The 25346-nt window shown below is 36.6% G+C and carries 30 protein-coding genes; 16 read left to right on the plus strand and 14 right to left on the minus strand.

Going from position 1 to position 25346, the window contains the following annotated elements:
- Positions 1 to 3 precede the first annotated feature (3 nt).
- The 4 genes from HA632_RS05275 (at position 4) to HA632_RS05290 (ending at position 4559) form a co-directional block, all read left to right on the plus strand.
- Positions 4 to 438 carry a hypothetical protein gene (locus HA632_RS05275; protein WP_176306166.1) on the plus strand — a complete coding sequence of 145 codons (435 nt, stop codon included), beginning with the start codon at positions 4 to 6 and terminating at the stop codon, positions 436 to 438.
- Positions 439 to 714: 276 nt separating this feature from the next.
- Complete coding sequence (locus tag HA632_RS05280) at positions 715 to 2385, plus strand: RluA family pseudouridine synthase (RefSeq protein WP_176306167.1); 1671 nt, start codon at positions 715 to 717, stop codon at positions 2383 to 2385.
- 49 nt (positions 2386 to 2434) lie between these two features.
- Positions 2435 to 4054, plus strand: coding sequence for a M1 family metallopeptidase (locus HA632_RS05285; protein WP_176306168.1), 1620 nt, complete (start codon positions 2435 to 2437; stop codon positions 4052 to 4054).
- 79 nt (positions 4055 to 4133) lie between these two features.
- On the plus strand, positions 4134 to 4559 hold the full coding sequence (locus tag HA632_RS05290; RefSeq protein WP_176306169.1) for a DoxX family protein: 426 nt from the start codon (positions 4134 to 4136) through the stop codon (positions 4557 to 4559).
- A gap of 66 nt (positions 4560 to 4625) precedes the next feature.
- Here the strand turns inward: HA632_RS05290 and HA632_RS05295 are convergent, their stop codons facing one another.
- Together HA632_RS05295 and HA632_RS05300 are read right to left on the minus strand one after the other, a co-directional pair.
- Positions 4626 to 5666 carry an AMP-binding protein gene (locus HA632_RS05295; protein WP_176306170.1) on the minus strand — a complete coding sequence of 347 codons (1041 nt, stop codon included), beginning with the start codon at positions 5664 to 5666 and terminating at the stop codon, positions 4626 to 4628.
- Complete coding sequence (locus HA632_RS05300) at positions 5659 to 6609, minus strand: CPBP family intramembrane glutamic endopeptidase (protein WP_176306171.1); 951 nt, start codon at positions 6607 to 6609, stop codon at positions 5659 to 5661. Before HA632_RS05300 ends, HA632_RS05295 begins: the two co-directional genes overlap by 8 nt.
- 70 nt (positions 6610 to 6679) lie before the next feature.
- Between HA632_RS05300 and HA632_RS05305 the strand changes: the two genes are divergently transcribed.
- Together HA632_RS05305 and HA632_RS05310 are read left to right on the plus strand one after the other, a co-directional pair.
- A complete protein-coding gene (locus tag HA632_RS05305) occupies positions 6680 to 7021 on the plus strand; it encodes an arsenate reductase family protein (protein WP_176306172.1) in 342 nt (113 codons plus the stop codon).
- A gap of 92 nt (positions 7022 to 7113) precedes the next feature.
- Positions 7114 to 9570, plus strand: coding sequence for an outer membrane beta-barrel family protein (locus HA632_RS05310; RefSeq protein WP_176306173.1), 2457 nt, complete (start codon positions 7114 to 7116; stop codon positions 9568 to 9570).
- A gap of 54 nt (positions 9571 to 9624) precedes the next feature.
- Here HA632_RS05310 and HA632_RS05315 read toward each other — a convergent pair whose 3' ends face one another.
- A complete protein-coding gene (locus HA632_RS05315; RefSeq protein ID WP_171223207.1) occupies positions 9625 to 9798 on the minus strand; it encodes a hypothetical protein in 174 nt (57 codons plus the stop codon).
- A 186-nt stretch (positions 9799 to 9984) separates the two neighbouring features.
- On the opposite strand from HA632_RS05315, the gene fumC reads away from it, so the two are divergent.
- A complete protein-coding gene (gene fumC / locus HA632_RS05320) occupies positions 9985 to 11370 on the plus strand; it encodes a class II fumarate hydratase (protein ID WP_176306174.1) in 1386 nt (461 codons plus the stop codon).
- A gap of 69 nt (positions 11371 to 11439) precedes the next feature.
- Here fumC and HA632_RS05325 read toward each other — a convergent pair whose 3' ends face one another.
- From HA632_RS05325 to HA632_RS05340, 4 genes are all read right to left on the minus strand, one after another.
- A complete protein-coding gene (locus HA632_RS05325; protein ID WP_176306175.1) occupies positions 11440 to 11934 on the minus strand; it encodes a CAP domain-containing protein in 495 nt (164 codons plus the stop codon).
- Positions 11935 to 12257: 323 nt separating this feature from the next.
- Complete coding sequence (gene pdxH / locus HA632_RS05330) at positions 12258 to 12902, minus strand: pyridoxamine 5'-phosphate oxidase (RefSeq protein WP_176306176.1); 645 nt, start codon at positions 12900 to 12902, stop codon at positions 12258 to 12260.
- A 210-nt stretch (positions 12903 to 13112) separates the two neighbouring features.
- Positions 13113 to 14021 carry a ribonuclease Z gene (locus tag HA632_RS05335; RefSeq protein ID WP_176306177.1) on the minus strand — a complete coding sequence of 303 codons (909 nt, stop codon included), beginning with the start codon at positions 14019 to 14021 and terminating at the stop codon, positions 13113 to 13115.
- A 5-nt stretch (positions 14022 to 14026) separates the two neighbouring features.
- Positions 14027 to 14359, minus strand: a complete 333-nt coding sequence (locus HA632_RS05340; RefSeq protein WP_176306178.1) for a ribonuclease Z — start codon at positions 14357 to 14359, stop codon at positions 14027 to 14029.
- A 301-nt stretch (positions 14360 to 14660) separates the two neighbouring features.
- On the opposite strand from HA632_RS05340, the gene HA632_RS05345 reads away from it, so the two are divergent.
- Positions 14661 to 15026 (plus strand): hypothetical protein, encoded by a 366-nt coding sequence (locus tag HA632_RS05345; RefSeq protein WP_176306179.1) that lies wholly within the window; start codon positions 14661 to 14663, stop codon positions 15024 to 15026.
- Between the two features lie 80 nt (positions 15027 to 15106).
- On the opposite strand, the gene HA632_RS05350 is transcribed toward HA632_RS05345, so the two are convergent.
- From HA632_RS05350 to HA632_RS05375, 6 genes are all read right to left on the minus strand, one after another.
- Complete coding sequence (locus HA632_RS05350) at positions 15107 to 15649, minus strand: Smr/MutS family protein (RefSeq protein WP_176306180.1); 543 nt, start codon at positions 15647 to 15649, stop codon at positions 15107 to 15109.
- Entirely contained in the window at positions 15639 to 15827 is a 189-nt protein-coding gene (locus HA632_RS05355) for a hypothetical protein (protein ID WP_176306181.1), read from the minus strand. Before HA632_RS05355 ends, HA632_RS05350 begins: the two co-directional genes overlap by 11 nt.
- A gap of 102 nt (positions 15828 to 15929) precedes the next feature.
- Positions 15930 to 16367: a DUF5362 family protein gene (locus tag HA632_RS05360; protein WP_176306182.1), complete on the minus strand. Its 438-nt coding sequence runs from the start codon at positions 16365 to 16367 to the stop codon at positions 15930 to 15932.
- Positions 16368 to 16404: 37 nt separating this feature from the next.
- Complete coding sequence (rocD, locus tag HA632_RS05365) at positions 16405 to 17685, minus strand: ornithine--oxo-acid transaminase (RefSeq protein ID WP_176306183.1); 1281 nt, start codon at positions 17683 to 17685, stop codon at positions 16405 to 16407.
- A 167-nt stretch (positions 17686 to 17852) separates the two neighbouring features.
- Positions 17853 to 18554: a DUF1003 domain-containing protein gene (locus HA632_RS05370; RefSeq protein ID WP_176306184.1), complete on the minus strand. Its 702-nt coding sequence runs from the start codon at positions 18552 to 18554 to the stop codon at positions 17853 to 17855.
- A gap of 45 nt (positions 18555 to 18599) precedes the next feature.
- Entirely contained in the window at positions 18600 to 19145 is a 546-nt protein-coding gene (locus tag HA632_RS05375) for a DUF1697 domain-containing protein (RefSeq protein WP_176306185.1), read from the minus strand.
- Positions 19146 to 19221: 76 nt separating this feature from the next.
- Between HA632_RS05375 and rlmD the strand changes: the two genes are divergently transcribed.
- The 4 genes from rlmD to HA632_RS05395 are packed head-to-tail and all read left to right on the plus strand — an operon-like array spanning position 19222 to position 22314.
- On the plus strand, positions 19222 to 20634 hold the full coding sequence (gene rlmD / locus HA632_RS05380; protein WP_176306186.1) for a 23S rRNA (uracil(1939)-C(5))-methyltransferase RlmD: 1413 nt from the start codon (positions 19222 to 19224) through the stop codon (positions 20632 to 20634).
- A 41-nt stretch (positions 20635 to 20675) separates the two neighbouring features.
- Positions 20676 to 21068, plus strand: a complete 393-nt coding sequence (locus HA632_RS05385) for a hypothetical protein (protein WP_176306187.1) — start codon at positions 20676 to 20678, stop codon at positions 21066 to 21068.
- Positions 21069 to 21071: 3 nt separating this feature from the next.
- On the plus strand, positions 21072 to 21575 hold the full coding sequence (locus tag HA632_RS05390; RefSeq protein WP_176306188.1) for a DUF6452 family protein: 504 nt from the start codon (positions 21072 to 21074) through the stop codon (positions 21573 to 21575).
- Positions 21547 to 22314 (plus strand): DUF6048 family protein, encoded by a 768-nt coding sequence (locus HA632_RS05395; RefSeq protein ID WP_176306189.1) that lies wholly within the window; start codon positions 21547 to 21549, stop codon positions 22312 to 22314. Before HA632_RS05390 ends, HA632_RS05395 begins: the two co-directional genes overlap by 29 nt.
- On the opposite strand, the gene HA632_RS05400 is transcribed toward HA632_RS05395, so the two are convergent.
- Complete coding sequence (locus tag HA632_RS05400) at positions 22315 to 22545, minus strand: hypothetical protein (RefSeq protein WP_176306190.1); 231 nt, start codon at positions 22543 to 22545, stop codon at positions 22315 to 22317.
- Positions 22546 to 22673: 128 nt separating this feature from the next.
- Between HA632_RS05400 and HA632_RS05405 the strand changes: the two genes are divergently transcribed.
- The 4 genes from HA632_RS05405 (at position 22674) to HA632_RS05420 (ending at position 25338) form a co-directional block, all read left to right on the plus strand.
- Positions 22674 to 22886, plus strand: coding sequence for a hypothetical protein (locus HA632_RS05405; RefSeq protein ID WP_176306191.1), 213 nt, complete (start codon positions 22674 to 22676; stop codon positions 22884 to 22886).
- A gap of 151 nt (positions 22887 to 23037) precedes the next feature.
- The gene (locus HA632_RS05410; protein WP_176306192.1) at positions 23038 to 23394 is read left to right on the plus strand and encodes a hypothetical protein; all 357 of its coding nucleotides are present in this window, start codon (positions 23038 to 23040) and stop codon (positions 23392 to 23394) included.
- 147 nt (positions 23395 to 23541) lie between these two features.
- A complete protein-coding gene (locus HA632_RS05415) occupies positions 23542 to 25053 on the plus strand; it encodes a redoxin domain-containing protein (RefSeq protein ID WP_176306193.1) in 1512 nt (503 codons plus the stop codon).
- Positions 25054 to 25089: 36 nt separating this feature from the next.
- Complete coding sequence (locus HA632_RS05420; protein WP_176306194.1) at positions 25090 to 25338, plus strand: hypothetical protein; 249 nt, start codon at positions 25090 to 25092, stop codon at positions 25336 to 25338.
- The last annotated feature ends 8 nt before the right edge of the window (positions 25339 to 25346 follow it).

Below are 25346 nucleotides of genomic sequence, written 5' to 3' on the forward strand. Positions count from 1 at the left end.
AGTATGAAACGACTGCTCATTATTTTGCTATTGATAACAAGCTTCAGCACTATTGCTCAAACGGAAGAGGATTGTTCTGGAAGCTATTATTTTTTGATTGAAGCAAAAGATGGTCATATCCTGGATTATAAAATGCAACTCAATCCCGATAAGACATTTGTTTACACTAGTTTCAACAGAGTTGTTGACATGCGTGGCAATCACGACACGACGAAGAAAGGAAAAGGTACTTGGAAAGTGGAAAATAAAATTATAAAATTCACCACAGAATTGAAGGATTTAGATCAAGATCATACGCTAAACTTCACCGGAACGACCGCTCGAATTGTCAAAAAATCGCCTCGTGACACTTCAGATAAAGTAGTGCCAACCGCACTGCAATTCTATAAATCTGAAATTCGTACTATAGAAAATTTGAAATTTTTGTTAAAAGTATAGTCTTGACTAAAATTCATGTCAATATATTATCTTTCTTTTTGTCACTTCCAATTTTCATAGGTGTCGTAATTTTAACCGGTTTTATTTTTTTTACAGATGATGGGAATTGTATCGAATACCGATTCAAAGGATTGGGATTAATTTTGGATTTGTTCTATGATGGATATCATTATGATGCCAATTTTCTCTGTTTTGCACTTATCTTTGTCTTGAGTTTTTGCATTGCAAAATCAATTATTAAATACTTGATTAAACTCAAAATTTTAAGATAATCCAATGTCTTCCACCCTTTTTCAAATTTTCAATCATGATATTTCAGGTATTTCTTTACCAGAAAAATTCACCTTTCCATTTTATTATGAACCGCACGAGTTAAGTAGAATTGCTGCAAATGAATTGCAAAACTACCTCGAATCCCAAACCGATTTTGAGCACAATTTTGGCTTAGATACTGAAAAAGAAGGCTTAGTCATCGGAAAAATGTTTGGTGTCTTAGTAGTGCAAAATAGCGAAGGTGAATTGGGCTACCTCTGGGCTTTTTCCGGAAAACTGGCTGACCAAAATCATTTACCCTTATTTGTGCCGACCGTTTTTGATATGTTGGAAGAAAATAGTTTTTTTTTAATCGGGATAAAAGAACTCAACGCCATCAATTTAGAAGTCGAAACTTTAGAAAACAATCCCGAATTTCTTCTGTTAACCGAAACATACCAAACAGAAAAAGCTTTGGCTTCAGCGAAATTAGAAGCCGAAAAAATCAAAATGAGCGAAGCCAAAAAGGCCCGCAAACTACAACGCAAAAAAGCCCAGACTGAAATCACGGATAAAGCTGATTTAGAAATTATCATGGCTGAATTGGTGCGGGAAAGTTTAAAAGACAAGTTTCTATTTCGTGAACTGACCGAATATTTGGAAAATCAGCTTGCTGAAACCAAAGAAAAACTAAGTCGGTTTACCGATAAAATCAACCAACTCAAAGAAGAGCGCAGTCTGAAATCGGCAGCCCTACAACAGCAAATTTTTGCGGAATATTCCTTTCTAAACCAGTACAAAGAATTAAAAAGCTTGGCCGAAATCTTTAACGGCAATCCACCCGCAGGCGCAGGAGAATGTGCGGCACCAAAATTGTTGCATTATGCTTTTCAACACCATTTAAAACCGATAGCGATGGCGGAGTTTTGGTGGGGACAATCGCCAAAGTCTGAAGTTAGAAAGCATGGCCAATTTTATCCTGCGTGCACCGGAAAATGTGAACCCATTTTAGCACACATGCTTAAAGATATCCCTATGGACGATAACCCATTCGGCATAAACCCGGCTGAAGGAAAAGAACTAGAGGTAGTTTTTGAAGATGATTATTTGGCCATAGTAAACAAACCGGCTGAATTCCTTTCAGTTCCGGGAAAACAAGTTAAAGATTCTGTTTCGGCCCGTGTTGCATCACTATATCCTAATGCGACCGGTCCATTGATAGTCCATCGCTTAGACATGGCAACTTCCGGTTTGCTTTTGATAGCTAAAAACATAGAAATACACAAAGAATTACAGTCTCAATTTATTAAAAGAAAAGTCAAAAAGCGTTACGTGGCTTTACTTGATGGCTTATTAAAAGAAGATAGCGGCTTGATTGATTTGCCTTTGCGTGTAGATTTGGACAATCGCCCGAATCAGATGGTTTGCTATGAACACGGAAAAACGGCTCAGACAAAATGGGAAGTGATTGAACGCAGAAATAATCAAACCTTAGTCTACTTCTACCCGATTACCGGCAGAACGCACCAACTTCGAGTACATGCTGCACATAATTTGGGCCTTAATACCCCAATAGTAGGTGACGATTTATATGGAACCAAAGCGAATCGTTTGCATTTGCATGCAGAAAGTATTACTTTTAGTCATCCCATTTCAAAAGAAACCGTTACAGTTACTGTAGCTGCTGCATTTTAGATTCGTAACAAATCGTGAGTTTTGAGACTCATTGAAAAACACTTTCCATATGAAAAAATTGATAGGTTGTTCCTTATTACTGTTGGGTTTTCAATCATTAACGGCTCAAAAAGTATTTACTCGAAAAGATACGCTGCAAGGTGGATTGCGCCCGGAACGAACATCTTTTGATGTATTGCGCTATGATTTGAATATTAAAATTGACCCCAAAGCTAAAACAATCGTCGGTTACAATGAGATAACTTTTAAACCGGTAGAAAATACCACAGCCATTCAAATCGATTTGTTTGAGAACATGAAAGTTGACAGTATCGTTTACAACAAGCGAAGACTAAGCTATGAAAGAGAATTTGATGCTGTTTTTATCAATTTCCCAACACCTTTATTAAGAGATATGCCGGAACAGTCGATTAAATTTTACTATTCCGGAAAACCTATTATTGCGCGTCGTGCACCTTGGGACGGCGGTTTTGTCTTTTCACAAGACTCCAACGGTAAAGATTGGATTGGCGTTGCTGTTCAAGGAACCGGTGCGAGTTTGTGGTATCCGGTAAAAGATTCTCAAAGTGACGAACCGGACAGAGGTGCAAGCATCAAAGTAGCTGTTCCCAATGGTTTGATGAATGTTTCTAACGGTAGATTCTTGGGTTCAGAAGATTTGAAAAATGGCTACACGCGTTGGGATTGGGAAGTTAAAAATCCTATCAATACCTATGACATCACAGTGAATATTGCCGATTATGTTCACCTACACGATAACTACAAAGGATTGGACTTGGATTACTATGTACTGCGAGAAAACGAAGCCAAAGCCAAAGCCCATTTTGAAGAGGTAAAACCGATGATGGATTGTTTCCAAAGTAAATTTGGAGAGTATCCGTTTAAAGACGACGGCTATAAATTAGTTGAAACTTCTTATTTAGGTATGGAACACCAAAGTGCTGTAGCTTATGGCAATAAATATTTTAAAGGCTATCTCGGAATGGATTTATCCGGGACAGGCATAGGGCTAACTTTTGATTATATTACCATACACGAAAGTGGTCATGAATGGTTTGGAAACAGCATCACATCGAAAGATATTGCTGATATGTGGATACACGAAGGCTTCACCCAATATACAGAAATTGTTTATGTTGAATGCACATTAGGTTATGAAAAAGCGATGCAATACGCCAACGGTTTGCGCATGAATGTTCAAAACGACCGACCAATCATTGGTCATTATGGTGTAAACAATGAAGGCTCGGGTGATATGTATCCCAAAGGAGCTTTGTTGCTCAATACCTTACGACATGTTGTGAATGATGATGCCAAATGGTGGAAAATGATTTTGGATTATTCTAATACTTTCAGACATAAAATCATTGATAACGAAACCGTTATTGCTTTTTTCAATAAAGAGAGCGGGATGAATTTGACTCCGATTTTTAACCAGTATTTAAACAAAACTACTATCCCTAAACTAGAATTAAAGACAACCAATAACAAGTTAGAAGCGCGCTGGACTAATGTAGAAGCCGACTTTGAAATGCCTGTTGATCTTGTTTTAGATAGCAAAACCATCAGAATTTACCCTAAAAACAATTGGGTTGCTACAGACTTAAAAGTCAAAGAAATCAGTCAAGTTAAGATATTAGCCAATAAATTTTTCATCTTGACGCGATAACACAACTAAAAAAAGAATGATTTTTTTTCGTATCTAATTAATAAATAGTAACTTAGATTAAACTTTAAACTTACTTATTATGGATACTTCAGTAAAAGGTTTGAACAAATGGGCGAATGCTCATTCGACAATTTGGTTTGATACGCTCAGAATTCTTCTAGGTGTATTTTTGATTTATAAAGGCGCTTATTTTATCAGTAATAGTAGGGATTTTGAAGACTTAATTGCTCCGGTTAGTAATTTTCTCGGCGGCATGTTGACTTTCCACTACATTGCTTCGGCTCATATTATGGGCGGGATTATGATTATTTTCGGGTTATTGACACGCTGGGCTTTGATTGCCCAATTACCGATTCTGTTGGGTGCGGTTTTAATCAATTTCATTGGCGAAATGAATGCGATGAATTTACTGGTAGCCACAGTTACCTTGGCACTCAGTGTTTTTTACACTATTTACGGAAGCGGTAAACATTCGGCAGACTACTATTTCAAAATGCAAAAATAAATGTTGTAATTCCCATAACAACAAAAAAAACGCACTAAGGTTTGATTACTCTAGTGCGTTTTTGATTTATTGCATGGTTTCTTTCCTAATGACTTTTCCACTACCGGTTTCTTTGAATTTGGCAATAAAAATCAACTCTTTAGGCTTTTCATATTTGTCTAAGTCTTCATAAATATCATCTCCTAAATCGTGTTTCTCACCTTCAATAACCAAAACTACTTTTTCACCCAACTCAGCATCAGGTTTAGAAGTAATAAAGAAACGCTGGTGTATTTTGTGTGCTAACTTCTCCTCTATTTGCTCCGGAATTAATTTTATCCCGCCACTGTTAATCACGTTATCCATTCGACCTAAAAACACAAATTGATTTTCGTTGACCAATTCTACAATATCGTTGGTTACAATAACATCATCGGAAATTCGAGGAGCATGTATTACCAAACAATTTCTGTCGTCATACGAAATCGTAACACCCGGTAAAACTGTGAAGGCCTTTTCTCCCAACTTACGGGCGGCTATATGTGTGATTGTCTCGGTCATACCATAGGTTTCAAAAACTTGGGTAGGCAGTTTCAACAATTGCTTCTCCAAATTTTTATTAATGGCTGCACCACCAACAATCATTTTCTTTACTTTCTTCAATTCGGGTAATGAGTTTTGAGCTTGTAACGGTACCATGGCCACAAAATCAAAATCAATTTCGTTGTGACGCATTGGATGCGAGCTTGGTGCTACAAATTCTAAATCCAAACCGAGAATCATGGCGCGAACCAACATCATTTTTCCGGCCACATATTTTACCGGTAAACATTGCAGCGCCTTATTTCCGGGTTGTAATTCAAAAAAATCTCCGGTTGCCAGAGCCGATTCGACCATGGCTTGTTTACTTACACTTATTGTTTTAGGTGTTCCGGTCGTACCCGAAGTTTGCATTTCAATATAATCTTTGCTGTCAAACCAATCTAAAAGAAAATCACCTACCGGTTTCTCAAAATCTTCTCCTTCTTTAATAAAACTGTAGGCCACACGACATAAATCTTCTCGATTGAGATGAAATCCATTCAATTTAAATTGATTGTGTACGTTTTCGTATGTTGGACTATTCATGACTTTCGCTGTTTTGGGTGGATTCTTCGCTGACAATATTTCCGGTTAGTTTTTCTCTCCAGTTGGTCCAATTGTATTTTTTACTAAAGATAAATAATAGTAACGGAAAAATAATAATGATTGGTGTCAAAATTTCAAATCCTACCGAAGGTGTCGATACATCTTTCAGCACAGAATCGGTTTGGAAAGCTGACCAATCAGAAGTAACGAGTAAAGCCGTAACCAAATTATTGGCCGCATGAAAACCTAAAGCCAACTCCATGCCTTCATCCATCAAGGTAATAACGCCAAGGAAAAGTCCGGTACCGATATAATAAACCAAAACAACATAACCCATTTTTTCGACTTCGGGATTTGCAATGTGCATGGTTCCGAATATTACTGAGGTCATCACCAATGGAAACCATCTGTTCTTGGCCAAAACGGCAAAGCCTTGCATTAAATATCCTCTAAATACATATTCCTCGGTACTGGTTTGAATGGGAATCAGCAGAATTCCTATAATGGCCAATATCATAAACGGAAAGGGTTTAAAATTCCAAGTGAAATTTTCCGGTGTAGAATAATATAGGGCAACCGTTGAACCTACCGTAAAAATTGCCCAAACAAAAAAAGCAAAAAAGATTCTTCCCCAATCAACTTTGGCTCGAGAAGTAGTGACCGATAAAAGTGTTTGTTTGTGAAAAAATCTGACCACCAAAATAATCGCCGCAAACCCAAAAGCAAATGACAAAAGCAACAAAAACAAAGTAAGATTGGGCGATAAAAATTTCATTACCGCTTCGTTAGTGGTTGGATAGGTTTCCCCAGAAGAAAAAGCTTTCACCGCTACTGCAACGGCAAAAGGTATCTGTCCGATTGTTGACGCGAGAATTATTAATATTGAACCTAGTATGTATTTCCAAAATTTATTTTCCGGAAAAAACCCGTTTTCTATAAACATGATTTAGCAATTTTTGTTTCGCCTAAATTAAGTTTTTTCTATTAATATCTATTACTTTGCCAAAAAAAAGATGTTACAAATACTCCACAATCCAAGATGCGGAAAATCAAGAAATTGCTTGGCTTTCCTTGAAAATTCAAAAGTCGAATACGAAATCAGAAACTATTTGCAAAACCCGCTTTCTGAAAGTGAGTTAAATGAATTGATTACTAAATTAAACCTCAAACCCATTGTGTTGGTTCGTCAAAAAGAAACCGTATGGATTGAAAATTTCAAAGGCAAAACATTGACCGACAAGCAAATTATCAAGGCATTAGCAGAATATCCTATCTTGATAGAAAGACCAATTGTAATCAATGGTCCTAAAGCCATCATTGGTAGAGATCTTGAAAAACTCGAAAAATTCCTCTGAAATAGGCAGTTTATTTTTAACAAAGATTTGGGAATTGTCGCTTAAACCAAAGTGTACTTTTGCATTCTTAAGCAAGAATCAAAACATTTTAGATGAAAAAAATTAAGATTATCTCAACACTCCTATTATTTTGTTGCTCTTTTTTAGCATTAGCACAACAAAATCCTGCGCGGACTAAAATAGTTGTCACAGGAAATGTGATTGAAAAAACAAGCAAGATTCCTTTAGAATACGCTACCATTACTTTAAAAAACACTAAAAATCCTAAACAAATTTTTGGCGCAATTACAGACAATAAAGGTAGTTTTTCGGTAGATGCTGCGGCAGGTGAATTTGATATCATAGTCGAATTTATTTCGTTTAAACCAACCGAAATCAAAGCAAAAAAACTTTCAGGTAATACTAATTTGGGTACCATTTCTTTAGAAGAAGACGCCACCCAGTTAAACGAAGTAGTCGTAAGAGCCGAAAAAACAACTGTTGAAATAAAACTGGATAAAAAAGTATACAATGTTGGGAACGATTTAATGGTCAAAGGCGGAACCGTTAGCGACGTATTAGACAATATCCCTTCAGTTTCTGTGGATGTAGAAGGAAATGTGAGTTTGCGAGGTAATGAAAACGTGAGAATCTTAATTGACGGCCGACCATCAAATGCCATAAATATTACTGAAGCATTGCGTTTAATACCCGCTGATGCTATAGATAAAGTGGAAGTAATCACCAATCCATCAGCGCGTTATGATGCTGAAGGCGGCGGCGGATTATTAAACATCATTCTGAAAAAAGGAAAAAACCAAGGCATCAACGGAACATTCATCGGTGGCATTGGAGATCCAAAAAACAATAGTTTGAGCGGAACACTAAACTACAAAGAAGAAAATTTTAACTTGTTTACCACTCAAGGTTACAGCAATCGAAACAGTCCCGGAAAAGCTTTAACAAACTCGAGGTATTTAAACGGTGATAATTCAACCAGAAACTATTTGTTCGAAACCCGTGAAAATGATCGTTTGAATGAATCTTACAATGGAAATTTTGGTTTCGACTGGTTCTTAACTAAATCATTCACTTGGACAAACATTGTCAATTTCAGAAGAAGCATGGGTGACAATATCGATAATGTGTTGCAAAACTATTACGATGCCAACCGTGTTTATGATTACACCAGAAATCGTATAAACTACGAAGACAGTAAAAGTAAGAATGTAGAATACTCAACCAACTTTACTAAAAACTTCAAGAAAGAAGGCCACAAACTAACCGTTGACGGTTCATTTTCTTCCAATACTGACACAAACCTAGCTTTGATTTCTGATACTGCAACCAATACCAGTGTTATCGGCTTAGATGAAACCACCAACAATCAAAAACAAAGCAGAAATTTATTTCAAGCAGACTATGTTTATCCTATTGGAAAAGGAAGCCAATTCGAATTCGGTTACAAAGGTGATTATTCAAAAAACACTACCAACTATAGTGTAATCAATGACGGTATTCCGGAGCCACAATTCACCAATACTCTAGAATACAAAGAATATGTGAGTGCATTTTACTCAAGTTATGGTTTTAAAGTTAAAAAATTCTCTTTCCTTTTTGGTGCGCGTTGGGAAGATTCCAATATTCATGTTAACCAATTAGCAACCGATGATTTCAATAACAAAAAGTACGATAATTTCTTTCCGAGTGCTTTTTTCACCTATGAAATTGGAGAACAAACCAGTGCTTCCATTAGTTATAGTAGAAGAATTCAAAGACCAAGAGGAAGAATGTTAAATCCGTTTAATAACTTATCCAGCAACGTAAATATCTTTATAGGTAATCCCGATTTAAATCCGGCTTTTACCGATGCAATCGATTTAGGATTCATCAAACGTTGGAACAAATTAACTTTCAACACTTCGCTTTACGGTAACAAAACAAACGATTCATTTCAATGGGTAAGAAGACCAAGTGGTGAATTACAAAACAATATTCCGGTAATCATTACTACGCCAATAAATTTGGCTACACAATACAGAGTTGGATTTGAATTTACCTTAAATTATTCACCTTACAAATGGTGGAAATTAAACAGTAATTTCAACTTCTTCTACAACGAAACGGATGGAGATTACACTTATACCGATTTTAATGACAATCTAGTATCCCAAAATTTTGATTTTAGTGCCACTTCTTGGTTTACCCGACTAACCTCAAAAATAACCTTGCCTTATAAAATAGATTGGCAAACCAATGCAACTTACAACGGTGAACAAAAACAAGCCCAAGGAAAAAGTTTAGGCAATTTTAGTATGAACCTTGGTTTCAGCAAAGATATTTTAAAAGACAAAGGAACCGTTTCACTAAATGTAAGCGATGTATTCAATTCCAGAAAAAGAATTTCTGAAACTTATATTCCCGGACAAGTAGACTCTTATGGCGAAATGCAATGGAGAGTTCGACAAATCAACTTCTCGTTTACCTACCGATTCAACGTACAGAAAAATGAAAAAGAGAGAAAACCGCGTAACGGTCAACAAGATGATGGCGGAGATTTCCCCGGATAAACAATTAAAAAAGCCCCGAATTTCGGGGCTTTTTTATGAACATCTAGTTAAAAACTAGGCTGTTTGCTCGGCTTCTTTTTGGGCTTTTCTTTCCGCTAATAATTCTTTCACACCACCAAAAATCCAATAAGGAACAATGAAAGTGATTAAGAAAATCATCAACCAAAAACCAATCGTAAGAATGGTTAAGAAAGCCAAGAAACCTAAATACTGTTGAAATTCAAACATGTTTTCCGGAATTTTTTTGAATTATACGCAAATGTAAGCGTAATATTTGGGCTAACCAAAAAACAAAACATTTTTTATTAAATAGTTTATCCACAATTTTTGACGTAATTTTAAGGAGCTATTTCCCGCTTTCCGCGCTACACGGTAGCCAGCTGCAATCGGGGCTAAACTATAAAACTGCACAATATGGAATTTAGATTAGAAAAAGATACCATGGGCGAAGTAAAAGTACCCGCCGATAAATATTGGGGCGCCCAAACCGAACGTTCTCGCAACAATTTCAAAATAGGCCCAAGCGCTTCCATGCCTTTCACCATCATAGAAGGTTTTGCCTATCTGAAAAAAGCCGCTGCTTTTACCAACTGCGACTTAGGGGTTTTATCGGTCGAAAAACGCGATGCCATAGCCCAAGTTTGCGAGGAAATCCTAACCGGTAAATTAAACGACCAATTTCCGTTAGTCATTTGGCAAACCGGTTCGGGTACACAAAGCAATATGAATGTCAACGAAGTCATCGCCAATCGGGCGCAAGTCTTGGCCGGTTTCAAAATTGGGGAAGGTGAGCAATTGGTAAAGGCCAATGATGATGTCAACAAATCCCAATCGTCTAACGACACTTTTCCAACGGCCATGCACATTGCAGCCTATAAAGCTGTCATTGAAATTACTATTCCGGGAATTGAAAAACTTCTCGTTACTTTAGACCTCAAGGCCAAAGAATTTAAAAATACCGTCAAAATCGGGAGAACGCATTTGATGGATGCCACGCCATTAACCTTAGGACAAGAACTTTCCGGTTATGTAGCCCAACTAAATTACGGTTTAAAAGCGCTAAAAAATACTTTGCCTCATTTGTCCGAAATAGCCTTAGGCGGAACCGCTGTAGGAACAGGTTTGAACGCACCCAACGGTTATGATACCAAAGTGGCTGACTATATAGCTCAGTTCACCGGTCATCCATTTGTAACAGCGCCCAATAAATTTGAAGCTTTGGCCTCACACGATGCCATAGTGGAAACACACAGTGCTCTGAAACAACTGGCGGTTTCCTTAAATAAAATCGCAAACGATATCAGACTGTTGGCTTCCGGTCCACGCTCTGGAATCGGTGAAATCCTTATCCCTGAAAATGAACCGGGTTCTTCTATCATGCCGGGAAAAGTGAACCCAACCCAGTGCGAAGCGCTGACCATGGTTTGTGCTCAAGTATTAGGAAATGATGTAGCCATTTCAATTGGCGGCATGCAAGGTCATTTTGAGTTGAATGTTTTTAAACCTGTTATAGCGGCCAATTTTTTACAATCGGCAACACTAATCGGCGAAGCTTGTATTTCTTTTGATGAACATTGCGCCCAAGGAATTCAACCGAATCAAAAACGCATCAAGGAATTGCTTGACAATTCTCTAATGCTGGTCACGGCTTTAAATACCAAAATAGGCTATTACAAAGCCGCTGAAATTGCACAATACGCCCATAAAAACGGAACAACTCTAAAAGAAGAAGCGATTCGATTGGGTTATGTGTCTGCGGAAGATTTTGAGGCTTGGGTAAAACCTGAAGACATGATATAAAACAAAAAAACCCGCTTGGGGAAACGGGTTTTTAGCGATCTGTCAAAATCAAACAAAACAATAATCAAACTATTTTTTTATAAACATGTTGGTGTAATATTTTCTTCCGGTGTCCGGATTGGTTGTAACTGATATTCCTAAGTGCGTGTAATCACCTTCAATGTTGTCTTTGTGTCCTGGGCTGCTTAACCAAGCTGCAAATGCACTTTCAGCCGTTTGGTAATTGTAGGCAATATTCTCGCCCACTTTTTCAGCGCCTAAAACTCTGATTAAATTATCAGAACGTTGTTGAAAGTAATCGTGGTTAAATACATTGTTATCAATCATATAATAATTATGCTCTTCCGATTTGTAAGAGATATGATTGATCACTTCTAAGGTATTAAGGCCAAGACTTGCGCGATAATCATTAATTAGTACGACTAATTTTGATTCGGTTTCGTTGTAATTATAGGTAGTTACAACTTTTTTGTCTGTTGTTGCTTCTTCTGAATCAGAAGAACAAGATACCATAGTGAACACGATTGCTAACGGCAACAATGCTCTAAACATTTTTGCTTTCATAGTAGTAGGTTAAGTTTTTTTAATAAAGTAGATGTGGGGCAAACACTTTATTTCGATTAATGTTGACAGATTATAATAAAGTAGATGTGGGGCAAACACTTTATAGAATATTTTAAGAACGTATTGTTTGATTTGGTTGAGCAATATTAGTACAAACATCGATTAAAACACAAATAAAATCGATGAAATGCATCTTTTTTATTTTTTAATAAGATATATTCTTACTTATTTATGCGTTTCAACAGTTTGTTATACCATATTGACAAAACTAAAAAACCACTCCGATGAGTGGTTTATATAATTTTCAGGATTTTTTATATGATTTAAGGTGAAAGTCTATCAATTTGCCAATTATAGTCGGCTAACAAACGGTATCTGATTCTGTCGTGTAGCCTGTTGGGCCTTCCCTGCCAAAACTCAACTTCAACGGGACGCACTAAAAATCCGCCCCAATAATCGGGTCTTGGAATGGGTTGGCCTTCGAATTCTTTTTCGAGTTCCTTTAGTTTATTATCTAAGTATTCTCGTGACGGAATGGTTTCGCTTTGCGAAGAAACAATGGCGCCCAGTTTACTTCCGTCGGGTCTGGAATCAAAATAATTATCGGAAATGATATCGGTTGTTTTCTCAGCGATTCCCTTTATGATAACTTGTCGCTCTTGACTGTGCCAAAAGAAAGACAAACAAACCTTAGGATTGTTGAGTATGGCTTTTCCTTTTTCGGAATTGTAATTGGTGTAGAAAATAAAACCTTCTTCATTGAATTTTTTGAGCAGCACTACTCTACTCTTAGGGAATCCGTCTAAGCCTATGGTAGCAACCGTCATGGCGTTAACCTCTTCTATTCCTCCATATTCTTCAGTTTCGTAAAACCATTTGTGAAAAAGATTGATAGGATCTTCGGGAATGTTGGTTTCCAAAAGTTCGCTCTTTTCATAGGATTTTCTGTAGTTGCTTAAGTCTTTCATTGTATAATGTGCTTGTATGTGGTAAAGTTACTAAGTTTTCAGAATATAAAACGGATAACTTTTTAGCCCTGATGGCAGTGGAAATCCTTTTGGATTATCCTGAAGCGAAGCGAAAGGAAAATACAATAAGATTGCAACGGACAGCAGGAATTGCCATTACCGATAAATCCCTAGCCCTTCGCTCCTGAATTCGACAAACTCAGCCTGACATTATCCAAAATCGAATACCTTGCCGTCGTCGCCCAACAATACATTAGGAAATATCGTTTCGGCTTCTTCTTTAAACAACTCAATGCTGCTGTAGCGTGTACTGTAGTGTCCAAGAAGCAATTGTTTGACGTTGGCCAACTTGGCGATTCTTGCGGCTTCTTTGGCGGTACTGTGCATGGTCTTTTCGGCTTTATCTGCTTCACTTTCCAGGAAAGTAGTTTCGTGGTACAAGACATCAACATCTTGAATCAGCGGAATAATGCTTTCGTCATACATGGTATCGCTGCAAAAGGCATAGCTTTTGGTCGGTTCAGGGTCAAAGGACAATTCGGCATTGGGAATTATTTTTCCGTTGTCGAGTGTAATATCGCCTCCGTATTTTATTTTTCTGAAGTAAGCGGTATCTATTTTATACTTCTCAACCGCTTCGACATTGAGTTTGCGTTCTTTAGGTTTCTCTTGGAACAAATAACCGTTGGTGTACACCCGATGTTTCAACGGAATGGTTTTGACGATAACTTTTTCGTCTTCAAACACCACTTCGCTTTCCTTAGACTCCAGTTCATGGAAATACAGATTGTAACCGGTAAACGAATTGGAATAACGCAATTGCAATAAGATAATTTCTTTGATGCCTTTGGGACCGTAAACGTGCAAATCGGTTTGGCGGTTCAACAACATAAAGGTAGAAATCAATCCCACGAGTCCATAAAAATGATCACCGTGCAAATGTGAAATAAAGATGTGGTTGATTTTGGAAAACTTGAGTTTGTTTTTGCGCAGTTGCACCTGAGTACCTTCACCGCAATCGATAAGAAACATTCGGTTTCGAATTTCTAATATCTGTGAAGTCGGATTGGTTATGGTTCTTGGCGTGGCTGCGTAGCAACCCAATATGGTTAATTTCATGTGGTTTAAAATCCTAAATCGCGCTCAATTTCTTCCATTTCAATAATATCGTGTGCTTCTAAAAGAGTTGGCACCAAGGTAATGCTTTTGGGCACGGCATTAAAATTAACATTATCGGATACAAGCACTATGGATTTCTTTTGCTTTTTGTGCAATTTAATTAGTTCGGCAAACGACTTTACGTCTTCCAGTGATAAATTTTTATCATGGGATAAATCCAATATGAGATTGTTGTTCTTATATGTATTGTGTTCGTGAGTGACTTTCATTAAAAATTCCGCTGTTTGTCCGAGCGTATCTTTAATAATAGTAGTGTGGCCTTTTTGTTCGACTTTCATTTTAGGGTAAATAATTTAATCCGAAGCTAATTTAGGAAGATTTTGCCATTTTTTGGCATTTGCTCAAAGGTTTGTGATTTGGAGTGTGCAGTTCACAGAAATTTTTGGTTTTTCATCGATGAAATGCATGTTTTTTTAACATTTTATAGACTAACTGCACGATAAAAACGCTGAAAACCCCCGAATTCATTGAATTTGTCGATTAAACGACTTTTGGGGTTAGTTATCGAAAAAATTTCAGTGCCGAATAGTCTTGAAGTAGTTTTGACCAAGAATTAAGAACGAAACTAAAACACTCATTATGACAACAACAAATAACACAGTAGCTCAAAAAAATGTAACCAACGTTAGATTATTTGTTTTATTCGTATTATTAGTATTATCAAGCAACGGCGTTTTTGGTCAGGCTAAAGCAGAAGTTACCAAGGTAGCCGCTACAACTGAAGTTTCAGTTTCTAAAAATGATTCTATTGTTATTGCTACCGAAACTACTGTTGCCTCTATGGATTTCGCAGTTTGGTTCATGGGAACTAACAAAACCGCAGGAAGTAAATCAAATGTTAGCTTCAGCAAAAAAGCTTTAATCAATTCCGGTATCAACACTAACAGTGTTTTAATCAGATCAATTTTGAAGAAAGTAAGTTCTCAAGAAAGCAGCGTAGCCTAATTAAATTCTAAGTTAAGTTTAGATTAAATATAATTGGTTAGTTTTAAAAAAAAGTCCCGATATGAGAATCGGGACTTTTTTTATTTTACATTTTGTTTGAAATAAACTTCGGTAGCGCCGGAGCCATATTTCTGGTAATTGGCATCTTGAAAAGAAACATTTTCATATCGGCCCAACATAAAGTCGAGCTCCGATTTTAAAATTCCCTCGCCAACCCCATGTATGAATACAATTTTCGGAATTCGGTTTCTGATGGCAAATTCAATATGATATTTGGCTGTTTCTGTTTGCTTGGTCAGAATATCAAAGTTGCTCATTGATTTGTAGTTTTTGACCAACTTTTCGATATGCAAATCAAACTCGGGAACCGGAAGGTCTTTTTTGGATTTCTTTTCCGTATTGATATAGTTAGGCTTTGGAATTTCTTTCTCGGCTATAACCTGATTTTTATTAAAACTAAAATTCATGTCTCGACTATTGCCAATTTTGATGAGCTCACTGCTTTTAAAAGTCAAATTGAAACCATCGTTAGTTTCAATCGTTACTTCATTGCCTTTTACATCAACCACAACACCATCAATAGCATCGTCAAGCACCGAAACTTTATCACCTTTAGTTATCATCTTCTTCTGCTTCGGTTTCTGAATGTTTGCTAGGTACTTTGGCACTCAATTTCATGATACCATACATAAATACGGCAACAGCAATGACTAAAATATAGACATTGGGTTTGGTCTTAGTTTGCTCATACAACCCTACTATAATGGCCACAATCATAAAAGGAAAGACAAGTTTTTTCATGGAATACTCTTTGACTTCAAAAATAGTAAACTTTATTGGTAAACGACATAAAAAAAGCACCTTCAACAGAAGATGCTTAATCTATTTTACATTACTTGAAAATTATCGCATAGCACTAAATCCGATGACCACAACAACAGCGGCCAAAATATATAAGGAAATAACAACTATAGCTGAAATTCCCAAGAATTTGTGGTGTGATTTTAAATTACTGAAAGCAGTTGTCAATAATTCGGTGTTTTGTGAATTAAGTGCTTTTTTGGTACTATCCGCATATTTGTATAAATAATAAATTGGGAACAAATACAAAATGGCAAGGACCAAATACAGTATCGAAATAAATCCTTTGATGGCTCCGAATGGGCCGGGCATTTCCGGCATCATAGACATGGCCGAGGTCATTAAAATAGCCATAAGCGCCATAAATCCTATTCCGATAAAGCCCAAAATCGCTAAAAACATAGACCATTTGGCACTTTCTCTTAAATAATCCTGAGCAGCTGTTTGCAATTGCAATCCGAAATTTTGATTTTCTTCCATAATAAAAGGGTTGGTTGGTTATTAATTGGTTGAGTGATTACTTTTCAAATTGTTTTAACGTATTGATGATAATTGCCACGCAATCTAACAATTGTACTTCATTCATCACCAATGGCGGTGCAAAACGGATAATATTTCCGTGTGTGGGTTTGGCCAGCAAACCGTTTTCTGCCAATTTCATACAGATATTCCAAGCGGTATCACTGTCTTCCGTATCATTAATCACTACTGCATTCAGCAATCCTTTGCCGCGAACTAAAGTCGCCACATTGGAAGTTTCAATATATTTCGCCAATTCAGCACGGAAAATTTTTCCTAATCTTCGAGCGTTTTGGGCCAAATGTTCTTCACTTACAACATCCAAAGCAGCCATAGCAACCGCTGCAGCTACCGGATTCCCTCCAAAAGTAGAACCGTGTTGTCCCGGTTTGATGACATTCATAATTGTATTGTTGGCCAAAACTGCTGAAACCGGATAAACACCACCGGAAACCGCTTTTCCTAAAATTAAAATATCCGGAGTGACATAGCTGCTTTGTTTCTCACATTGATTTTCACAAGTACAATTGCCACAAACCGCTAATAAAGAACCCGTTCTGGCAATACCGGTTTGCACTTCATCGGCAATGAACAATACATTATTGGCTTCGCACAAAGCTTTGGCTTTTGCCAAATAGTCTTCACTCGGTACATAAACGCCAGCTTCTCCTTGTATGGGTTCGACTAAGAAACCGGCAATATTTTTTGAGGATGTAATGGCTTTTTCCAAAGCGTCTAAATCGTCATAAGCTATTTTGATAAATCCGGCCGTGTATGGACCAAAGTTTTTGCGGGCATTTTCATCATTGGAAAACGAAATAATGGTAGTGGTTCTTCCGTGGAAGTTACCGTCGCAAACAATGATTTGGGCTTCATTTTCGGGAATGCCTTTTTTCTCATAAGCCCATTTTCTACAGATTTTCAAAGCGGTTTCTACGGCTTCGGCACCGGTGTTCATAGGCAACACTTTATCAAAACCAAAATATTTGGTAATGTACTCTTCGTAAACACCTAATTTATCGTTGTAAAAAGCGCGTGAAGTTAGGGTTAAAGTTTGGGCCTGTTCTATCATTGCTCCGACAATTTTCGGGTGACAATGGCCTTGGTTCACGGCTGAATAAGCCGAAAGAAAATCATAATACTTCTTCCCTTCTACGTCCCAAACATACACTCCATCACCTCTATTCAGCACTACCGGTAACGGATGGTAATTGTGGGCTCCGTATTTGTCTTCTAAGGTAATCGCATCGGCTGAAGTTAATTTTTCTAAAACTGACATTGTAATTCGAATTTTAATCTGCTCTCACTATACAGATTAATTATTAAAACGTTATTCCTTCTTTTGGAGAGAAATCATCCATATCTTCGGTAAAAGTATAAAAAGATTGTTAGATTTTTAGAAAGTTAGACTACTTAGATTTTCACCAAACAACTCCTAACTTATTACTATTTCTTAATTCTTTCCAATATATCATTCATCATTTCAATTTGTACTTTCTGTATTTCAATCAATTCTTGCTGTTGGTGCTGGATTAAATGGTCTAATTTGTCATCAATAAGTCTGATTTCTAATTCTGATTTCAGATTAATCATATAGTCTTTCTTGGCTCTCGCACGGTCTTTTTCCTCCTGACGGTTTTGGCTCATCATGATAATCGGAGCTTGTAGGGCGGCCAGACAAGAGAGAATCAAGTTTAATAAAATAAACGGATAAGGATCAAAACCTTTATTGAGTAAAATATACACGTTGGAACCAATCCAAATCAAAATAAAGATGAAAAATGAAATAATAAACGTCCAGCTTCCACCAAAATCAGCTACTTTATCGGCTATCTTTTGCCCAAAAGTTCGATTGTCTTTCTCGTATTCAACTTTGCTTACCAAAGATTTTCCATTGGATAATGATTTCAAGACATTTTGCTGCAGTTCAGACAATTCGCCTACTTCGGTTTGGAGGTATTTTGAAATGTATTTTTCTCGGTAAATGTTTAATTCACTATTCGAGATACAATCATTATGTTTAAAATCCGGATGGTCTTTTTGGATTAGGTTTAAAACCGTTTGCCTAATTTGGTGTCCGTACACCCTTTCTTTCTCCGGAAAGTCTACTCCCGAAATAGCGCTTTTAAAACTGACTTTTGAACCCATGACAATGCTTTAAATTTTACTCCTTTCCAACAAATTTAAACAATGTTAATGACCATTAAACATTTCCAACAGTTTATTTACGGTATTCCAATTGCGCGTTGTAGAAACCACATTCATACTCTTCTCTATCCATTTGTTATCGAGTCTGGTTTTGGCCGGTGAAACGTCATATTTCAAGTAAATTCTTTTACCGTCGAGTTGAATTTCATCGGGCTTGATAAAGTTTAAGTTGAGTTGGGTAATCATATTCTCCGGCAATTCTGAAGAAATAAAGGAAACGTAGAGTTTCTTTAAATCAACGCCTTCATCGTTGAGAAATAAGTTTCGGTCCAAACACGCTTGTAAATCTTCTTTACCAATGACAATCACGGGAACATCATGACCAAATTCTTTGAAAATTTCCTGCTTAATTAGGAAACCAACTTTCCCCGGACTTTCTTCTTCGGTATCTACAAACACATTCCCCGATTGGATGTAAGTAACCACATTGGTAAACCCAATGCCTTCTAGCGCTTTTTTCAGAGCGACCATGTTAATCATTTTGTGACCGGAGACATTGATGCCTCGGAGTAAAGCCAAATGGGTATGCATGTTGATAATTTTCTACTAATTTATATTTTTTTCTTAAATGTCTATTCAGTTTTGCCCAATAGTTTATTTTTGCGCTATGGGAAGAAAACAAACCAACAAAGTCATTTTTGAAAAGATTACTGTTTTAGATGCCGGTGCCAAAGGCGTATCGGTGGCCAAAGCTCCGGAAGGTCAAGTCATTTTTATACCCAATGTCGTTCCCGGCGATGTGGTAGATGTGCAAACGCTTAAAAAACGCAAAGCCTATTTTGAAGGCAAAGCCATTAAATTTCATGAATATTCTTCGGATAGAGTTGAGCCGGTTTGCCAACACTTTGGTGCTTGTGGCGGTTGCAAATGGCAGAATATGAACTATGAAAAACAGTTGTTTTATAAAAACCAAGAAGTGTTTAATAACCTGAAACGTATTGGGAAAATTGAGTTGCCTGATTTTGAACCAATATTAGGTTCGGAAAAACAATTCTTTTACAGAAACAAAATGGAGTTTGGATTCTCCGACACGCGTTGGATGACCGATGCTGAAATCCAATCCGGAGTTGAATTTGACAATAAAAATGCTTTGGGTTTTCATATTCCACGCATGTGGGACAAAATATTAGACATCGAGAAATGTCATTTACAAGAAGATCCATCCAATGCAATTCGAAACGAAATCAAGCGTTTTGCTACTGAAAATGAATTGGAATTCTTCAATGCCAGAAATCATACCGGTTTGTTGCGAACCTTGATGATTCGCACCGCTTCTACCGGAGAAATTATGGTGTTGATTCAATTCTACAAAGAAGACAAAGCGCAACGTGAATTGTTGTTGAATCACATTTTTGAAACATTCCCACAAATTACGTCGCTACAATATGTGATCAACGGCAAAGCCAATGATACTTTGTATGACCAAGACATTAAATTGTTTAAAGGCAGAGATTACATTTTGGAAGAAATGGAAGGCTTACACTTTAGTATCAATGCCAAATCGTTTTACCAGACTAATTCAGACCAAGCTTACGAATTGTACAAAATCACCCGAGAATTTGCAGGGTTAACCGGCAATGAAGTAGTTTACGATTTATACACCGGAACCGGAACTATTGCCCAATTCGTTTCTAAAAAAGCGAAAAAAGTAATTGGCGTAGAAGCCGTTCCCGAAGCTATTTTTGATGCCAAAGAAAATGCCAAACGAAATAGTATTACCAACTGTGAGTTCTTCGTTGGCGATATGAAAAACGTATTCAACGATGACTTCATTGCTCAACACGGACAACCGGATGTTATCATCACTGATCCGCCAAGAGACGGCATGCACAAAGACGTTGTAGAACAAATCCTTAAAATCGCTCCTGAAAAAGTAGTGTATGTCAGTTGTAACTCGGCTACACAAGCACGAGACTTGGCTTTGATGGATGAAACATACAAAGTAACACGCGTTCGTCCGGTAGATATGTTTCCGCAAACCCATCACGTGGAAAATGTTGTACTTTTGGAGAGAAGATAAAAGAATTACGAATTAGTAATTACGAATTACGATTTGCTGCTATGAAAAAAATACTTTTCCTGTTACTACTAACCCTTTCCTTCTCAGGTTGTGAGAATGATGACACTGATTACATTGTTGGAGAATGGAAAGTCGAAAAGGTATTAGTTGACAATACCTTCACCTCGGACGGTCTAATAGAATGCGACTTGAATACAATATATATATTTAGAAGTGATAAAAAATTTCTGATAAGTGGACCTCAAGTAACCAATGATGGATATTTATGTATGCTTTTAGGTGCTGATCAATGGCGAAAAACTGATAATGGTTATAGTATTTTAAACGATACCTATTCACGTTCTGAGATAATAAAAGTCAGCAAGGATACCATAGTCATGCAAAATATAGATGGTTATCCAACCAATTTCAAAAAAATGTTAGTTAGACAATAAAACATGAAAAAAATACTTGTCCTTTTACTACTTACCCTTTCCTTTTCCGGTTGTGAAAAAGATGATATTTGTGTAGATGAAACCACGCCGCGATTGGTTTTAGAATTTTACGATGATGCCAATCCGGTGAACACTAAAAATGTTACCAATCTGAAAATTAAAGGCGAAGGTGCCGTCAATGACTTAAACTTAGGAACTTTTAATGGTGTAAGCAAAATTTATTTGCCACTTAAAAATACCGAAGACATGACCAAGTACAGTTTGATTTTAAACAGCACCAGTACAACGGGAACAGATAACGAAGACTTTTTGCAGTTTGATTACACCCGTCAAAACGTTTATGTTTCCAGAGCTTGCGGATACAAAACAATATATGAATTGGATTCTCCCAATGGTGTTATTCGTACCGATGCCGCTACACCTGATCAATTTTGGATAAGAAACATCAACATACAAACCAATAACATTGAAACCGAAAATGAAGTACATATCAAAATTTACTTTTAGTATAGCCTTGGTATTGCTTTCGTTGACAGGCAATGCACAAGAAAAGACCACAGCTAAAAAAGACAGCATTCCGCCTAAAATGGAACGTTATGGGTTGCGTCTTGGCGTAGATTTATTCAAACTAACGCGTTCGTTTTACGAAAAAGACTATCGCGGTTTGGAACTCGTAGGTGATTACCGTTTGACACGAAAACATTATTTAGCGGCAGAAATTGGTAATGAAGACAAAACCGTTGACGACGAGCAATTGAATTTCACCACCAAAGGTACTTATCTTAAAGTGGGTTTTGATTACAACAGTTATCAGAATTGGCTCGATATGGAAAATATCATTTCGATAGGTTTGCGTTATGGAGTGAGTAGTTTTAGCCAGACTTTGAATAGTTACCAACTTTATGATCCCAACAACCAATATTTCGGAGAAGCACCAACCATTTATCCGACGAATAATGAATTCAACGGGTTATCAGCACAATGGATTGAAGTGGTGGCCGGTATGAAAGCAGAAGTGTTCAATAACGTTTTTGTGGGTTTCAGTTTCAGATTGAATCGATTGGTAACTCAAAAGCAACCCAATAACTTTGAAAACCTATACATTCCCGGATTTAATCGAACGTATAACGGTGATTTTGGGGTTGGATTTAACTACACGGTTTCCTATTTTATTCCTTTATACAAATCAACCGTAAAGGCAAAAGAAAAAGCCGATAAGAAGTCAAAAACTGCCCAAAAGAAATAGCTAAAGCTGCTTAATTCCTTTGATAAAAATCCATTTCATATAAACCTTTTCGCCTTCATGGGTCTTAACGGCTTGGAATTTTGGAGCTAAAATTGTTCCCACAATAAATGCGGTTATCGGCAACCAAAGACCTGTTAAACCCGTGTAAAGATCCAGAATAAAACGAACCAGTATAAAAATTGCGGCGAAACAAATCAGATTATAGAGTAAAGCTTTTGTTTTGTTAGTCATGTTTTTGGTTTTGTGCGTCAAAGATACTCAAATAATCAAATTCCCAAATCCGTAAAAATTAGTATTTTTATAGTAACAATTCATTTTAAGGAGAAGCAACTGATTTCCTAACTTAATCGTTATTGACTATGAAAACTATTAATCAAATCATGCAGGATATCATCCGGTTAACTACTGAAATTGAAACCAACTATCCCGAACTGTACAAGTATTTGAATGAAACACCCTTGTACTTGAGCGAAACGACTTCCAAAAAAGTACACACCACAGAACTCAAACAATACCTCGAAACTTTAAAGTCACAGTTAAGGCATCATATTGAAAATCATGTAAATAAGTAAGAATAAGCCATATTTAATCCTACTTTTCACTCATAAACCCACCAGTATTCCAATATTAGTCGGTATGTTTTTGTTAATTAACATTTGTTTTCAAACAGAATTGCTATTTTTGCGATACCCAAATTTACTTAAATTTAAAACTGCCTTAACTATGAGCAATGTTTATAACTACACTATTGACTTAAAAAATGAGAAGAAGACTACCAATACGGTTGTGCTTAAACAAGTCTCTCTCAACAATCTCGAAATTAACAAATTTGAATTTCCAAGTAATGACATTGATGTTATCATTGATGCACTTCATAAATCAAAACGAAATTTGGTTGGCCAATATGGTTATCAACCAAACCACAATGAGGAAATAAACCCGGTAATTTTAGATACTTTGGTGGAATTGTTTTTTTCAGGCATTTCCATTGCAGATTTGTCTACGCAATACAACTTGCCTGTACTTTTAATCAAAAACAATCTTGAAAGAAAAGGCATTGTCCTTTTTGATGAGTTTTAATCCTTTGAAATACAAGTCAAAATAAACCACAACAACACCCAAAATAAGGGTGTTTTTGTTTTTTAAGGAAACTTTAAAAAACGGACTGCTTTTTATTTGAAAAATACATTATTTTTGAATATCAAATAAACTACAAAGCGTTTGTCTATGAAGAAATTTCTGGCTGCATTTATTTTTTACTGCTCTTCATTTTATGCTACAGCCCAAACCGGCTATGAAATCACCATCGATTTAAAAAATTGCAATGATACTTTGGCTTACTTAACGTTTTATCGATTTGACAAAACCTTAATCAAAGACACCTGCACCACCATAAAAAACGGACGCATTGTCTTTAATGGTAAAAACAAATTGGATACCGGTATCTATTCATTGGTGAGCCAACAAAAAACCATTCTTTTCGATTTTTTTATAGATGATGACACTCAAAAACTCCAATTAAAAAGTGAAGCCGGAAGCAATATCAACAAGGAGTTAACCGCGCTCAATTCTGACCGACAAAATGAATTCTTTAATTATCTCAAATTTTTAGGCGAACAAAACAAAGCCTTTTTTGAATACAAGCAACAGCATGTTTTGACAACTAAAAACGACACCTTGGCTCTCAATAAAAAACAGTTGGAATTGGAACAAAACATCGCTAACTACGAAGAAAATTTTATTGCCAAACACCAAGGAAGTTACATTGCCTCAGTGTTAAATCTAAAAATGGAGAAAACGCTCAAAAATGTGCCCAACGCTTCAAACGGCAGACCTGACAGCACCGCTGTTTACAATTATTATAAAAGTAATTTTTGGAGAAACGTTGATTTTAAAGACGATGCCGTCATGCGCAATCCTTTTTTGTTCAGCAAATTAAAAACCTATTTTGATAAAGTTGTTATCACACATCCCGATTCGGTCAGTGTAGAAATAGACCGACTTCTGCTAAAGATGAAACCCGAAAGTTTGCTTTTCAAATTGGTTTTAGCCCATTTAACTTATACTTACGAATCCTCAAAAATAATGGGGTTTGATAAAGTTTTTGTCCATCTTTCCGATAAGTATTTCAAAACCGGAAAAGCCAACGGCATTTACGATGATGCCGATGTTGTGCAAAGAATCATCAAACGCGCTGACAAATTAAAACCTCTTTTGGTTGGCGCCAAAGCCATGGATTTGTCAATGATTCGGGCGGAGGATTTTCATAAAATGAAAGCCATGGGATTTGAAGACGCCAAAAACAGCGACGAAATGACCAAAGTCTTTTATAAAAATATAAACGAAGTCAATAAAATGTGGGTCAAGCTCAGTGAAGTCAAAGCCGATTACACCATACTGGTTTTTTGGGATGTCGATTGCGGACACTGCCAAAAAGAAATTCCGGTATTGGTAAAAGCTTATAACGAATTGATTCTGGAAAAGAAAAATGTAAAAGTTTTTAGTGTTTATATGCAACATGAAGGTGACAAATACTTGAAATACATCGCCGATAACAAATTGCCGTTTATAAATGTTTACGACGGTGCACATTACAATAATGCCATTGAAAAATATGACGTCTACTCTACTCCGGTGATTTATATTTTGGATAAAAACAAAGTCATCAAAGCCAAGCGCATTGAAGCCGAAAAAGTAAAAGGCATCATCAAAACATTAGAAACTACCCCTAATCCATAAGGCGAACTGAGTTTAGCTAAACCAAAAAATTAAGTCATGAAAAAAGAAACCGATCTTTCAACATTAACTACAGAAGAGCTTGAAAAAAGAGCTAAAAACACGAAAACAGCTTCTGTAATGTTGGCGGTAATCATTGCTATCCAATTTGGAATAGGCCTATTTTTAACGGTGAGCAAAGGTTTTAATGTCTTCACTTTTATTCCGCTGGCGTTTTTACCCATGCTGATTGTCAACTTCACCAACATTAAAAAAATCAAGGAGGAAATCGCTAAGAGGAATTCTTAAATACTAAA

The sequence above is a fragment of the Flavobacterium sp. J49 genome (genome assembly GCF_011742145.1).
Classification (GTDB): domain Bacteria; phylum Bacteroidota; class Bacteroidia; order Flavobacteriales; family Flavobacteriaceae; genus Flavobacterium.

Coding starts and splice junctions, on each gene's coding strand:
- HA632_RS05350 (WP_176306180.1), bottom strand. CDS start 15,649: ATGATAACTAAAGGTGATAAAGTTTCGGTGCTTGACGATGCTATTGAT.
- HA632_RS05390 (WP_176306188.1), top strand. CDS start 21,072: ATGAAAAAAATACTTGTCCTTTTACTACTTACCCTTTCCTTTTCCGGT.
- HA632_RS05335 (WP_176306177.1), bottom strand. CDS start 14,021: ATGAAATTAACCATATTGGGTTGCTACGCAGCCACGCCAAGAACCATA.
- HA632_RS05305 (WP_176306172.1), top strand. CDS start 6,680: ATGTTACAAATACTCCACAATCCAAGATGCGGAAAATCAAGAAATTGC.
- HA632_RS05325 (WP_176306175.1), bottom strand. CDS start 11,934: ATGAAAGCAAAAATGTTTAGAGCATTGTTGCCGTTAGCAATCGTGTTC.
- HA632_RS05370 (WP_176306184.1), bottom strand. CDS start 18,554: ATGGGTTCAAAAGTCAGTTTTAAAAGCGCTATTTCGGGAGTAGACTTT.
- HA632_RS05400 (WP_176306190.1), bottom strand. CDS start 22,545: ATGACTAACAAAACAAAAGCTTTACTCTATAATCTGATTTGTTTCGCC.
- HA632_RS05375 (WP_176306185.1), bottom strand. CDS start 19,145: ATGCATACCCATTTGGCTTTACTCCGAGGCATCAATGTCTCCGGTCAC.
- HA632_RS05285 (WP_176306168.1), top strand. CDS start 2,435: ATGAAAAAATTGATAGGTTGTTCCTTATTACTGTTGGGTTTTCAATCA.
- rocD (WP_176306183.1), bottom strand. CDS start 17,685: ATGTCAGTTTTAGAAAAATTAACTTCAGCCGATGCGATTACCTTAGAA.
- HA632_RS05315 (WP_171223207.1), bottom strand. CDS start 9,798: ATGTTTGAATTTCAACAGTATTTAGGTTTCTTGGCTTTCTTAACCATT.
- HA632_RS05385 (WP_176306187.1), top strand. CDS start 20,676: ATGAAAAAAATACTTTTCCTGTTACTACTAACCCTTTCCTTCTCAGGT.
- HA632_RS05300 (WP_176306171.1), bottom strand. CDS start 6,609: ATGTTTATAGAAAACGGGTTTTTTCCGGAAAATAAATTTTGGAAATAC.
- HA632_RS05295 (WP_176306170.1), bottom strand. CDS start 5,666: ATGAATAGTCCAACATACGAAAACGTACACAATCAATTTAAATTGAAT.
- HA632_RS05275 (WP_176306166.1), top strand. CDS start 4: ATGAAACGACTGCTCATTATTTTGCTATTGATAACAAGCTTCAGCACT.
- pdxH (WP_176306176.1), bottom strand. CDS start 12,902: ATGAAAGACTTAAGCAACTACAGAAAATCCTATGAAAAGAGCGAACTT.
- HA632_RS05290 (WP_176306169.1), top strand. CDS start 4,134: ATGGATACTTCAGTAAAAGGTTTGAACAAATGGGCGAATGCTCATTCG.
- HA632_RS05310 (WP_176306173.1), top strand. CDS start 7,114: ATGAAAAAAATTAAGATTATCTCAACACTCCTATTATTTTGTTGCTCT.
- fumC (WP_176306174.1), top strand. CDS start 9,985: ATGGAATTTAGATTAGAAAAAGATACCATGGGCGAAGTAAAAGTACCC.
- rlmD (WP_176306186.1), top strand. CDS start 19,222: ATGGGAAGAAAACAAACCAACAAAGTCATTTTTGAAAAGATTACTGTT.
- HA632_RS05345 (WP_176306179.1), top strand. CDS start 14,661: ATGACAACAACAAATAACACAGTAGCTCAAAAAAATGTAACCAACGTT.
- HA632_RS05355 (WP_176306181.1), bottom strand. CDS start 15,827: ATGAAAAAACTTGTCTTTCCTTTTATGATTGTGGCCATTATAGTAGGG.
- HA632_RS05340 (WP_176306178.1), bottom strand. CDS start 14,359: ATGAAAGTCGAACAAAAAGGCCACACTACTATTATTAAAGATACGCTC.
- HA632_RS05280 (WP_176306167.1), top strand. CDS start 715: ATGTCTTCCACCCTTTTTCAAATTTTCAATCATGATATTTCAGGTATT.
- HA632_RS05360 (WP_176306182.1), bottom strand. CDS start 16,367: ATGGAAGAAAATCAAAATTTCGGATTGCAATTGCAAACAGCTGCTCAG.
- HA632_RS05395 (WP_176306189.1), top strand. CDS start 21,547: ATGAAGTACATATCAAAATTTACTTTTAGTATAGCCTTGGTATTGCTT.
- HA632_RS05420 (WP_176306194.1), top strand. CDS start 25,090: ATGAAAAAAGAAACCGATCTTTCAACATTAACTACAGAAGAGCTTGAA.
- HA632_RS05405 (WP_176306191.1), top strand. CDS start 22,674: ATGAAAACTATTAATCAAATCATGCAGGATATCATCCGGTTAACTACT.
- HA632_RS05410 (WP_176306192.1), top strand. CDS start 23,038: ATGAGCAATGTTTATAACTACACTATTGACTTAAAAAATGAGAAGAAG.
- HA632_RS05415 (WP_176306193.1), top strand. CDS start 23,542: ATGAAGAAATTTCTGGCTGCATTTATTTTTTACTGCTCTTCATTTTAT.